We start from the raw sequence: 12,513 nt of genomic DNA, 5'->3' as shown, positions 1-12,513 counted from the left end.
CAATGTTTATGTAAAAATAAAAGGGAGTGCCGCAAAATAACTGATTCCAAATAACTGAATTCAGTATGATGCGACCTCCCTTTAATTTAGTAAGCATAGGCAATGCTTATGAAAAAAGGCATTGTTTTTAAACAATTTTTATGCTATATAGCAGATAGCCTCAATTTCAATCATTACGCCTTTTGGAAGCTTAGCTACCTCAACGCATGAGCGTGAGGGGCATGGCTGCGGAAAATATTTTGTATAAATCTCGTTAATCTTTGCGAAATCATCCATATTTTTAATAAATACAGTTGTTTTAATTACATTTGCCATTGATGAACCGGCATCTTCAACAAGTCCCTTAAGTGAGTTTAAAGCAAGCTCTGTCTGTGCCTCAATAGTTTCAGGTATATCTCCGGTTTTAGGATCAACAGGTATAACTCCTGATGTAAGCACGAGATTGCCGTATTTTACAGCCTGTGAGTATGGTCCTATTGCTGCCGGAGCCTTATTTGATGTAATAACTTCTTTTTTCATAAAAATCTCCTTTTTAAATTTTTATATATTTATTTATAAAAAATATCAATTATAATTTAAACTTTGATTATAATATGATCTCTTAAAATGCAGTATGAATCATGATGTTTTTAATGTCTGGCAGAATAAGAGCTACAGGTTTAACTTAAGTTCTTTAAATTGTAACCACAGCCTCGCTTTCACCTGAAAGAGGATTTCTTTTTAGCTTTGCCGCACCTGCTTCTTTAAGATTTTTCTGTGCAGTGGCAAGCATGAGTTTAATCCTGTTTAGCTGGTTTACTTCCGAGGCTCCTGGATCATAATCAACAGCTATTATATTTGCTTCAGGGTGTGCATTTCTGAGTTCTTTTATAACGCCCTTTCCTACTATATGGTTTGGAAGGCAGCCGAAAGGCTGTGTACATACTATGTTCGGAGTGCCTGTTTCTATAAGTTCAAGCATCTCACCCGTAAGGAACCACCCCTCACCTGTCTGGTTGCCGAGTGAAACAAACTCTTTTGCCATATCGGCTATATGATTTATTCTTGAAGGTGCTATAAAGTGTTTGCTTGCTGAAAGTGCATCCTTTGCATCTTTTCTGAATCCCTCAAGTATCTCTATCGCTATATTGCTGAAAAATGCGGATTTTTTAGAAGCACCGAGGTTTTGTGCCCTGAAATTATTATTGTAAAAGCAATAAAGCAGAAAGTCTAAAAGATCGGGCATAACAGCTTCAGCACCCTCTCTTTCAAGGAGTTCAACTATATGGTTGTTTGCAAGGGGTGAAAATTTAACCAGGATTTCACCGACTACTCCTACCTTAGGCTTTATTATATCTTTTCTTTTAAGGGTATCAAAGTCATTCACCATGGCAAAGATATTTTGCTTAAACTCTTTAAATGCGGGGGCACGCTTACTTAAAGCCTGAGTACATATATTACGCCATTTTTTATGAAGTTCATCAGCCGAACCCTTTACATACTCATATGGTCTTGTAGCATAAAGCACTCTCATAAGTACATCGCCGTATATAACCGCCTGCATTGATTTAATCAAAAGCGGAAGTGAGAATTTAAAGCCGGGATTTGTTTCCATACCGTTTGCATTTACCGAAATCACCGGGATCTGAGGCATGCCGGCTTTTTCAAGCGCCCTTCTTACAAAGCCTATGTAATTGCTTGCACGGCATCCGCCTCCGGTCTGGCTCATAAACACTGCGGTTTTATTTAAATCATATTTGCCTGAAAGCAGAGCCTCCATAATCTGCCCTATAACTATGAGGGACGGATAGCAGGCATCATTATTTACATATTTAAGCCCTGTATCTATGGCGGATCTTGTGTCATTTTGAAGCACTTCAACCTTATAATCAAAGGCATTAAGTGCAGGCTCAAGGAGATCAAAGTGTATAGGCGACATCTGAGGACATAGGATTGTATAGTCTTTTTTCATATCTTTTGTAAATACCTGTCTGTGGTATGCCGCAGATTGTATATGTCTCAGATATTTTTTATTTTCTCTAACCTTTAAGGCAGCTATAAGCGAGCGTATTCTTATCCTTGCTGCACCCAGGTTGTTTACCTCATCTATTTTCAGTACAGTATAGATCTTTCCGGAGCCTGTAAGTATATCGGATACCTGGTCGGTAGTAACAGCATCAAGACCGCAGCCAAATGAATTAAGCTGTACAAGATCAACTGTCTCTGAAGTTTTTACAAAACTTGCGGCTTTATATAGACGTGAATGATACATCCACTGGTCGCTTACAACTACCGGACGTTCAACAGGAACAAGGTGTGATACACTGTCCTCAGTAAGCACTGCAAGCCCAAATGAAGCAATCATCTCAGGTATGCCGTGATGTATCTCAGGATCTACATGATAAGGTCTTCCGGCAAGTACAATGCCTCTCCTGCCGTGTTGTGAAAGCCAGTTTATGGTTTCCTCTCCCTTTTTTTCTATATCGATTTTAGCCTGAAGCAGTTCTTTCCAGGCAATATGTGCAGCTTTTTTGACTTCTGCCGCTCCTATGCCGAAATCATTTTTCATTACCTTTATAAGCTGCTTTGTCAGAATTTCCTCATTCGTAAATGCCATAAAGGGGTTAAGGAAACGAACTCCATGTTCAGCGATTTCTTCAACATTATTTTTAATATTTTCGGCATATGAAGTAACTATGGGGCAGTTAAAATGATTACCTGCATCAGGAGTTTCATTTCTCTCATAAGGAACGCATGGATAGAATATTGTTTTTATACCGTTTCTTATAAGCCAGCTTATATGCCCGTGAACAATTTTGGCAGGATAACATTCAGACTCGCTTGGAATTGATTCTATTCCCATCTCATAAATCTTTTTTGTTGACATGGGGGAAAGTACAGTCTTAAAGCCCAGTTCCTTAAAAAATACCGCCCAGAAAGGGAAATCCTCATACATGTTTAAAACACGAGGTATGCCTATGATGCCTCTTATAGCCTCATCAGGTTTTAATGTTGGATAATCAAATATTCTGTGGTATTTATAATCAAATAAATTCGGAACTTTAAGATGATCTGAAACAGGCTTGTCTTTTCCTAAACCTCTTTCACAGCGGTTGCCTGATATAAACTTTCTGTCTCCTGAAAATTTATTGATTGTAAGCACACAGTTGTTGCTGCAAAGCTTACATCTGCTCATTGAAGTTTCAAATGAGAGATTTATTATATCATCAAGTGAGAGCATTGTACTTTTTTGCCCTTCATGGCGTTCTCTTGCTATAAGTGCTGCACCGAAAGCTCCCATGATACCGGCTATATCCGGTCTTGTGGGATTGCAGCCTGCTATTTTCTCAAATGCACGCAGCACTGCATCATTATAAAAAGTCCCACCCTGTACTACTATATGCTCACCAAGATCCTTTGCATCGGATATCTTTATAACCTTAAATAAAGCATTTTTAACAACTGAATATGCAAGTCCGGAGGATATATCCGCTACGGTTGCCCCCTCTTTTTGTGCCTGCTTTACATTTGAGTTCATAAAAACGGTACATCTTGTACCAAGATCAACAGGGTGCTTTGCAAAAAGTGCTTCTCTGGCAAAGTCTATCACATTATAGTTAAGTGATTTGGCAAAGGTTTCTATAAATGAGCCGCAGCCTGCAGAACAGGCTTCATTAAGCTGAACGGAATCAACTGTCGCATCTTTTATGCGTATACATTTCATATCCTGTCCGCCTATATCAAGTATACAGTCCACCTTAGGCTCAAAAAATGCCGCAGCATAATAATGTGCTATTGTTTCGACTTCGCCTTCATCAAGCATAAAGGCTGATTTAAACAGTGCCTCGCCGTAACCTGTGGAGCATGAATATACTATGCGTGAATCCGGATTTATAAGCTCTTTAAGCTCTGCTATGGCTGAGATTGCGGTTTTAAGAGGTGAGCCGTTGTTTCCTGAATAATATTTCCATAACAGCCTGCCGTCATCTCCTATCAAAGCCATCTTTGTAGTGGTTGAACCGGCATCTATACCAAGATACATATCTCCTTTATAGTCTGAAAGCGAGCCGGTTTGTACGGCATTATCACTGTGTCTTAAGATAAATTCGGCGTACTCCTCGTCATTTTCAAAAAGCGGTGCAATTCTTGCTATCTCATGTGCCATCTGTACACCGTTTCTAAGTTTATTTATAAGGGAATCAAGCTGCATTGCATTAAGTTTTTCACAATTCATAGCAGCTCCTATGGCTGCAAAAAGATGTGAATTTTCCGGAGCGACTATATACTCCCCCTCAAGCTTAAGCGTTCTTATAAAAGCGGCTCTAAGCTCGGATAAAAAGTGCAGAGGACCGCCAAGAAAAGCAACATGTCCTCTTATAGGTTTGCCGCAGGCAAGACCTGATATTGTCTGATTTACAACCGCCTGAAATATAGATGCCGCCAAATCCTGTCTTGTAGCACCCTCATTTATAAGAGGCTGTATATCCGATTTTGCAAAAACACCGCATCGTGCCGCAATAGGATAAATTGCCTTGTAGTCTCTGGCATATTCGTTAAGCCCCGGAGCATCTGTCTGCAAAAGAGATGCCATCTGATCTATAAATGAACCTGTACCGCCTGCGCATATACCGTTCATTCTCTGATCTATACCGCCTGTAAAGTAGATTATCTTTGCATCCTCACCGCCAAGTTCTATTGCCACGTCAGTCTGCGGAGCAAAGTATTTTAAAGCTGTTGCAACCGATACGACTTCCTGTACAAATACTGTATCCAGGTGTTTTGCGAGATTTAATCCGCCTGAACCCGTTACCATAGGAACTATATTTATGCTTCCGAGCTGTTTTTGTGCCTTGCTTAATATATCTGCAAGAGTTCCCTGTATATTTGCGAAATGTCTGCGGTAGTCTGAAAACAAAAGAGAATTCTGTTCATCTATAATTGCGGACTTCACAGTGGTTGAGCCTATATCAATCCCAAGTATATATATATTGTTTTTACTGCTCATAATTAAATTTTTAAAGCTATATTTATGAATTTGACATGTCAGGTAAACAGTGATTAAATCAGAGCTTACTTAAATGCAGTCAAAAACAGGTTAAATTAACAAATAAAAACTTTAAGCCCTCCTTATTAAAGTACCATGATATGTAGACATGGCTTTACAGTCTTATAAACAGCTCCTGCAAAACCTGAGATTTATATATAGGTATAAAAGACATGGTGAATACAGTGTTATATAAAACTGTATCCAAATTTTATCATACGAGGCTTAATAAAGCAATTCAAACAAATGCAACTTGCGGCTTTTTGTTTGGGTTGACAATAGGGGCTTTTAATGTTTTAATTGGTAGGGTTATATCTTTTACATTTTTATTTTTAATAATTAATTGTAAATAATAACGGAATTAAAAACCTAAAAAACTTTATTTAAGCTATTTGTTTTTAAATTAAGTATTAAATTTGCATTAAAGAATGGTTAGATTTGCAAATGGTTAGATTTGCAAATGATTGGATTTGTAAATGATTTATTTGCAAATGATTGATTTACATTTAGGAGGAATATGAAATTTTTTGATAATATGGAAAGTAAGTTTTCAAAATATGCCATAAAAAACCTTTCCTTATATATAGCAGTGATTTATTGTCTGGGTTTTTTGATAAATATGTGGAATAATACTATATATGTTCGTTATCTATCACTTGATGTATATGCCATACTTCAGGGGCAGTTCTGGCGTTTATTTACATGGCTTTTATATCCGCCGTCTTCAGGTATATTATTTGCGTTCGTCATGACTTATCTTTATTATGTACTGGGAACATCGATTGAGATGAGGATCGGAAGCTTTAAATATAATGTATTTATATTTACAGGTATACTGGGACATCTTATAGCCGCATTTATTGTATTTGCTTATAATACAAATGTAAGCGGTTATGTTGGAAATACCTATTATATAACTCCAGGGCACCTTAATCTGTCAATCTTTCTGGCATATACGCTTTTAGAGCCTGACAGTATAATATGGATGTATTTTGTACTGCCTGTAAAGATAAAATATCTCTCCGTGATATATGTGGCAATGGAAGGATACAGTTTCTTTAAAGGAGATATGCTTGAAAGGATTGTCATAGCTTTGTGTCTGCTTAATGTTATGGCATTTTTCCTTTTAAGAAAGAACTGGAAAAGGGTTGCACCTGATGAAATTAAAAGAAGATATGAGTTTAAAAAACCTGCGGACAGAACTGCGGTAAAAATAGTTCCATTTACAAGCATACATAAATGCCATGTATGCGGCAGAACTGAAAAAGACGGAGACGATCTTGAATTCAGGTATTGTTCAAAATGCAATGGAAATTATGAATATTGCCAGGAACATCTTTATACACATATACATGTAAAATAGTAAAGGCTTTAAAAGTATGAAGTTCTGACATTACCGGACTTTAAAGAACTGTATTTTTATTTAAAATATAATTTAAACTCGCAGACATTACTGCGGAGGATAGATTTTAAAACTTATATATTTAAGATAATAAAGGCTTTAAAAAGCCTTAATATAAAGGAGATAATAAACAGATGAAATTTTTTATTGATACTGCAAATGTTGATGACATTAAAAAGGCGAATGATATGGGTATAATATGCGGTGTAACTACAAATCCTTCTCTTATAGCTAAAGAGGGCAGGGATTTTAACAAGGTAATTAAAGAGATCACTGATATAGTTGACGGACCTATAAGCGGTGAAGTAAAAGCAACTACAGTTGATGCACAGGGTATGATTGATGAAGCCAGAGAGATTGCCCGTATACATCACAATATGGTAATTAAGATACCTATGACTGCAGAAGGGCTTAAGGCGGTTAATGTCCTTAGCAAAGAGGGTATAAGCTGTAATATGACACTTGTATTTACCGCAGCCCAGGCACTTCTTGCCGCAAGAGCCGGCGCTGACTATGTATCACCGTTTCTTGGAAGGCTTGATGATATATCAACTCCGGGAATTGATCTTATAAAGACGATAGTTGAAATATTTGCAATTCACGGTATTGAATGTGAGATAATAGCTGCAAGTATAAGAAATCCGATACATGTAATCGACTGTGCCAAGGCAGGTGCGGATATCGCTACCGTTCCTGCACAGGTAATATTCCAGATGATTAATCATCCGCTTACAGAACAGGGAATTGAAAAATTCCAGAAGGATTATAAGGCTGTATTCGGCGAGTAGAAGCGGGAAAGGCGGGCAATAATGAAAAAAACAAAGATTATATGCACTATGGGACCAAATACCAATGATAAGCAGCTGCTTAAAAAGATGGCACTTGCAGGCATGGATATAGCAAGGTTTAATTTTTCACATGGTGATTATGATGAACATCTTTCAAGATATGAACTTTTAAAGCAGGTAAGAGAAGAAACCGGCATACATGTTGCAGCCTTAATTGACACTAAAGGTCCTGAGATACGCACAGGAGTGCTTAAAGGGCATGAAAAGGTAAACCTTATTGAGGGCAGCAGTTTTACGCTTACCGTAAATGAGATTGAGGGTGATGACAAAGCGGTTTATATAAACTATCCGGGGCTTATAAATGATGTTTCCGCCGGAGACAGTATACTTATAGATGACGGTATAATTGAACTTAAGGTCAAGTCCGTTTCTAAAGCTGAGATTGAATGCAGAGTAACCGTCGGCGGTGAGCTTGGTGAGAGAAAGGGCGTAAATGTTCCCGGAGTTTCAGTGAAGCTTCCTGCACTTACCGATAAAGATAAAGAAGATATAAAATTTGCAATGAAACAAGGTTTTGATTTTGTTGCTGCAAGTTTTGTAAGGGATGCCGAATGTATCAGGCAGATAAGAGAGCTTATTGAAGAATATAATTCAAATCTTATGATTATAGCAAAGATTGAAAATCAGGAAGGTATTGAAAATATAGATTCAATAATAGATGCCGCTGATGCCGTTATGGTTGCAAGAGGTGATATGGGTGTTGAGATACCTGCCGAGAAAGTACCGTTTATACAGAAAACTATTATAAAAAAATGCAATATAGCCTGTAAACCGGTTATTACAGCAACGCAGATGCTTGATTCTATGATAAGGAATCCCAGACCTACAAGAGCTGAGGCTACCGATGTTGCAAATGCTATATATGAAGGCAGTGATGCGGTAATGCTTTCAGGTGAAACCGCCATGGGTAAATACCCGTTAGAGGCTCTTAGCATGATGGCGAAGATAGCTGAGGAAACAGAGAAACATCTTGACCACAGGGCATACAGAAACAGGAGAATTTCTGCAATTAACGGCAAAAACATCTCAAATCAGGTAAGTTACTGTGCAGTATCGACTGCCGATGCTCTTGGTGCCGCCGCAATAGTGGCACCTTCTATATCAGGATTCACTACACGCATGCTTTCAAAGTGGAGACCGAGTATAACTATAATAGGACTTTCTCCGAGCGCTGCGGCAGTACGCCAGATGCAGCTTTACTGGGGGGTTGTGCCTATTGAAGCAAAAAGAGCACAAAGCAGTGATGAGCTTATAACGGCTTCGCTGCAAAAAGCAAAGGAGATGGGCTATCTCCATAAAGACGAGCTTGTAGTAGTAACGGCAGGCGTTATAGCGGATAAACATGAGAGAAAGCCTGCGACACATACTAATATAATGCAGATAGAGCTTGTTAAATAGTACTACCGTTAAAACGGATCGTAGAAATTCGATAAATCCCATAAATTTAAACAATTCATATATCATAATGTTTGCATATCCTATACCGGATATTAGGTTTAGGCTATGCGAATATTATAAATAAGACAATATAAAGACCACGGGCGTAGTTAAACCCGTGGTCTTTATATTGTCTTATTTCAGTAAAACATCTTCTAAAAATAGGAGTTTTTGGCATTTCTTATGCTGAATACAGTATAGCATATCCTATCGTAAAATAAATGAATACTTTATAAATTAATTCTGAATAAAATCTTAAGTATGTAATATAATTATATGTGATTTTCCAGACAATTTGAATGTATTTGATTAAAATGTTTTAAACTTTCTGTTAAGAATTATCTCTAAATTATGGTTTTATTAGTTGTGCCTCTATTTAGTTGATGTACAAACTATGGTTAGGATTTAAGAGTTAAGTTTAGGAGGTTGTCATAAATTTTAATTAAAATCTATTTTACTTTATGACAATGTTTTGATATAATTTTTATAAGAAAACTAAGGAGGGAAATTATATGATTAATTTGGTTGAAATCGGAAATAGGATTAAAACACTTAGAGATGAATCCAACCTTACTCAAACTAAGGTTGCAGAGTACTTATCATTAGATCAAAGTATGATCGCAAAAATTGAAAAAGGCGAAAGAAATATAACCTCGGATGTGATTGAGAAGTTGTCCAGATTATTTTGTTGTACAGTGGATTATATTTTATCAGGTGCAACTCCTGAACAAAAATGTACTATTTCATTTAGGACAAGCAGTTTAACATCAGACGATCTTAAATCTTTAGCAACAATTAATAAGATTGTTTTAAATCAGTTTGAGATGGATAAGATGTTGGGGGGTAATGTAAATGATTGATAAAATGAATTTGAGCAATAAAGCATCCAATTTAAGAAAAAAATTAGGTGAAGATGGTTCATCGCCTGTTGATATTTTTAAGATAGTTCAGAGAATAGACAATCTTACGCTTGTTTTTTACTCATTTGGGAAAAATATCAGTGGAGTATGTTATAAGGGAAAATCTTCAAATGTTATTGCAATAAACTCGGCTATGTCTGTAGGAAGACAAAGATTTTCTCTAGCTCATGAACTTTATCATCTATATTTTGATGATTTAAATAAAAACTCAATTAGTATGATTTCGATTGGTAATGGTGATGAAAATGAGAAAAAGGCTGATCAGTTTGCATCTTACTTTTTAGTTCCTCCATCATCACTAGATGAATTAGTTGAAGAGATTAGAAAAAAAGAAATAAAAGAAAAACTTACTGTAGAAGATGTAATTAGGATTGAACAATATTATGGAGTAAGTCATAAGGCTATGTTGTACAGGTTATTAAATGATGCTTATATTCAAAATGAACAAAGCCAAGATATGGAAATAGGTGTTATAGAGATAGCAGCAAAGTTAGGTTATGATACAACTCTTTATCGACCGTCATCAGAAAATAAAAATAAAATAGTTTTTGGTCATTATATCGCCGCTTCTGAGAAGCTTTTGGAGTTAGAACGTATTTCACAAGGTAAATATGAGGAATTATTACTAGATGCTTTTAGAGATGATATGGTTTATGGTATTGATGTAGAGGAGGAGTTGCCTCTTGACTGATGCAATATTTTTTGATACAGATTGTATTTGTGCTTTTTTGTGGGTTAATAACGAAAGCTTATTAGAAAAAATGTATCCGGATAAAATTATTATTCCTAAAGAAGTTTATGATGAAATTGATAAACCGGCTATTTCTCATCTGAAGGCTAGAATTGATCGATTGATAAAAAATGGTTCGGCTAAGGTAATGAGTATGGATATTGGAACTGAAGAATATTCTTTATACAGAAATTTAACAACTTTTTCAGGAAATAATAAAGTTATCGGTAGTGGTGAAGCTGCATCAATATCTCTTGCAAAAAAGTATAATGGAATCTTAGGCAGTAATAATATTAGAGATGTGGCTTATTATGTAAATGAGTTTTCATTAAGACATATTACGACAGGTGATTTACTTATCGAAGCATTTAAAAGGGAACTCATCACAGAACAACAAGGCAACCAGATATGGGCGGATATGATAAAAAAAAGAAGAAAAATTGGAGCAAATTCGTTTACAGAATTTCTTAAAATTAAAGTGAGCAAATTAAAATAAACTTAGATGATAATTGCCTGTAGAAAGTACTTTCCAACCATACACAACAGTTTTGTTTATACATGGACGAGCTGTCTTATTTGTGTTAGAATAAACGATAATGAGATTTTCGATATTAATATAATGCGTATTTAATTAAATTAAATTAATACGTTCCTTAATATTTATGTGCATTGATGTGCCCGAAATCGCATAGTAACAGCACAAAACATCTGCAATTTTTGTAAGGGAAAACATTTAAATATACGTTGACAGAAATTAAAAATAATATTATATTATTACTCAAAAAGAACATATGTTCACGGAGGGATTGATGAACACAGAAGATAAACAAAAAGCATTAAGTAATGCACTTGCACAGATAGAAAAAACATATGGCAAAGGCTCGGTCATGAAGCTTGGAGACTCATCCGCCGCCATGAACGTTGAAACAGTGCCTACAGGTGCACTCAGCCTTGACCTTGCACTGGGTCTTGGAGGTATACCTAAAGGCAGGGTAATTGAGATATTCGGTCCTGAATCATCGGGAAAAACAACAGTTGCACTGCATATGGTAGCCGAAGTACAAAAAAGAGGCGGCATAGCCGGCTTTATAGATGCTGAGCATGCACTTGACCCTGTATATGCGAAAAATATAGGTGTCGACATAGACAACCTTTATATATCACAGCCTGATAACGGTGAGCAGGCTCTTGAGATAACCGATACCATGGTGCGCTCCGGTGCGGTGGATATAATAATCATAGACTCGGTAGCCGCACTTGTTCCTAAAACTGAGATAGACGGAGAGATGGGAGATACACATGTAGGGCTTCAGGCAAGACTTATGAGTCAGGGACTTAGAAAACTTACAGGTATTATGAGCAAGGGAAACTGCACCGTAATCTTTATAAATCAGCTCAGAGACAAGATAGGAATTATGTTTGGAAACCCCGAGACTACTACCGGAGGAAAAGCCCTTAAATTTTATGCCACTATAAGGATAGACGTAAGAAAGGGAGAGCCTATAAAGGCAAACAATGAACAGATAGGAAATCAGATAAAGGTAAAAATCATAAAAAATAAGATTGCTCCCCCATTTAAAACTGCCGTTTTTGATATTATTTACGGAAAGGGCATTTCAAAAGAGAGCGATATACTTGATCTTGCCGTAAACTCCTCAATAGTCGATAAAAGCGGTGCATGGTACTCATATAATTCGGTGAAGATAGGACAGGGAAGGGAAAATGCCAAGCAATATCTTAAAGAAAATCCGGATATATGTTTTGAGATAGAAAACAGGATCAGGCAGCTTAACGGACTTGAACTTTTAAGTAAGGCTGCGGATATAGACTCAAAAACCGGAGATATGACGAACAGTGATACAAAAGAGCCTGATGATGGAAAAACCGCTGAAAAGTCAAAAGGGAAAAAGGCAGCGAAAAAGTCCTCTGAAAAATCAGATGAATTAAGTTTACAGGCAGAGTCTGAGGACGGTTTTAAAAATTCTGCCTCTACAGAGGATATTTACAGCTCAGGTGTGCAGGAGCCTGACGGTATGAATAAAAAAAGTTATATAAATAAACCGGAAGACTCACCGTCATATGAAATTGATGAAGACGGCGGATATGAACCCGATACTTCGGATTATGAAGATTAAGGAATATGATAGTAAGCA

General features: G+C 36.6%; 9 protein-coding genes. 7 read left to right on the top strand and 2 right to left on the bottom strand.

Features of this window, described 5'->3' with window-relative positions; translation table 11 throughout:
• Window positions 1–138 precede the first annotated feature (138 nt).
• Both HMPREF9333_RS01750 and HMPREF9333_RS01745 read right to left on the bottom strand, forming a co-directional pair.
• Complete coding sequence (locus tag HMPREF9333_RS01750) at window positions 139–519, bottom strand: RidA family protein (protein WP_005539358.1); 381 nt, start codon at window positions 517–519, stop codon at window positions 139–141.
• A gap of 154 nt (window positions 520–673) precedes the next feature.
• Complete coding sequence (locus tag HMPREF9333_RS01745) at window positions 674–4,984, bottom strand: 2-hydroxyacyl-CoA dehydratase (protein WP_005539357.1); 4,311 nt, start codon at window positions 4,982–4,984, stop codon at window positions 674–676.
• 556 nt (window positions 4,985–5,540) lie between these two features.
• On the opposite strand from HMPREF9333_RS01745, the gene HMPREF9333_RS01740 reads away from it, so the two are divergent.
• The 7 genes from HMPREF9333_RS01740 to recA all read left to right on the top strand — a co-directional run bounded on the left by HMPREF9333_RS01740 (window position 5,541) and on the right by recA (window position 12,495).
• Window positions 5,541–6,386, top strand: coding sequence for a hypothetical protein (locus HMPREF9333_RS01740; RefSeq protein WP_005539355.1), 846 nt, complete (start codon window positions 5,541–5,543; stop codon window positions 6,384–6,386).
• A 173-nt stretch (window positions 6,387–6,559) separates the two neighbouring features.
• Window positions 6,560–7,213, top strand: a complete 654-nt coding sequence (gene fsa, locus HMPREF9333_RS01735; protein WP_005539354.1) for a fructose-6-phosphate aldolase — start codon at window positions 6,560–6,562, stop codon at window positions 7,211–7,213.
• A gap of 21 nt (window positions 7,214–7,234) precedes the next feature.
• Complete coding sequence (gene pyk / locus HMPREF9333_RS01730; RefSeq protein WP_005539353.1) at window positions 7,235–8,671, top strand: pyruvate kinase; 1,437 nt, start codon at window positions 7,235–7,237, stop codon at window positions 8,669–8,671.
• Window positions 8,672–9,222: 551 nt separating this feature from the next.
• On the top strand, window positions 9,223–9,570 hold the full coding sequence (locus HMPREF9333_RS01725) for a helix-turn-helix domain-containing protein (protein ID WP_005539351.1): 348 nt from the start codon (window positions 9,223–9,225) through the stop codon (window positions 9,568–9,570).
• Complete coding sequence (locus HMPREF9333_RS12440; RefSeq protein ID WP_005539350.1) at window positions 9,563–10,321, top strand: ImmA/IrrE family metallo-endopeptidase; 759 nt, start codon at window positions 9,563–9,565, stop codon at window positions 10,319–10,321. The genes HMPREF9333_RS01725 and HMPREF9333_RS12440 overlap by 8 nt, the downstream gene beginning before the upstream one ends.
• Window positions 10,314–10,856, top strand: a complete 543-nt coding sequence (locus HMPREF9333_RS01715) for a hypothetical protein (RefSeq protein WP_005539349.1) — start codon at window positions 10,314–10,316, stop codon at window positions 10,854–10,856. Before HMPREF9333_RS12440 ends, HMPREF9333_RS01715 begins: the two co-directional genes overlap by 8 nt.
• A gap of 313 nt (window positions 10,857–11,169) precedes the next feature.
• Window positions 11,170–12,495, top strand: coding sequence for a recombinase RecA (gene recA / locus HMPREF9333_RS01710; RefSeq protein WP_005539348.1), 1,326 nt, complete (start codon window positions 11,170–11,172; stop codon window positions 12,493–12,495).
• Window positions 12,496–12,513 lie beyond the last annotated feature (18 nt).

The organism is Johnsonella ignava ATCC 51276 (genome assembly GCF_000235445.1).
GTDB classification, from domain to species: domain Bacteria; phylum Bacillota; class Clostridia; order Lachnospirales; family Lachnospiraceae; genus Johnsonella; species Johnsonella ignava.
The sequence above is the reverse complement of the archived record's forward strand: the minus strand, read 5'-3'. Positions and strand labels throughout refer to the sequence as shown.

Coding starts and splice junctions, on each gene's coding strand:
- HMPREF9333_RS01750 (WP_005539358.1), bottom strand. CDS start 519: ATGAAAAAAGAAGTTATTACATCAAATAAGGCTCCGGCAGCAATAGGA.
- HMPREF9333_RS01745 (WP_005539357.1), bottom strand. CDS start 4,984: ATGAGCAGTAAAAACAATATATATATACTTGGGATTGATATAGGCTCA.
- HMPREF9333_RS01740 (WP_005539355.1), top strand. CDS start 5,541: ATGAAATTTTTTGATAATATGGAAAGTAAGTTTTCAAAATATGCCATA.
- fsa (WP_005539354.1), top strand. CDS start 6,560: ATGAAATTTTTTATTGATACTGCAAATGTTGATGACATTAAAAAGGCG.
- pyk (WP_005539353.1), top strand. CDS start 7,235: ATGAAAAAAACAAAGATTATATGCACTATGGGACCAAATACCAATGAT.
- HMPREF9333_RS01725 (WP_005539351.1), top strand. CDS start 9,223: ATGATTAATTTGGTTGAAATCGGAAATAGGATTAAAACACTTAGAGAT.
- HMPREF9333_RS12440 (WP_005539350.1), top strand. CDS start 9,563: ATGATTGATAAAATGAATTTGAGCAATAAAGCATCCAATTTAAGAAAA.
- recA (WP_005539348.1), top strand. CDS start 11,170: ATGAACACAGAAGATAAACAAAAAGCATTAAGTAATGCACTTGCACAG.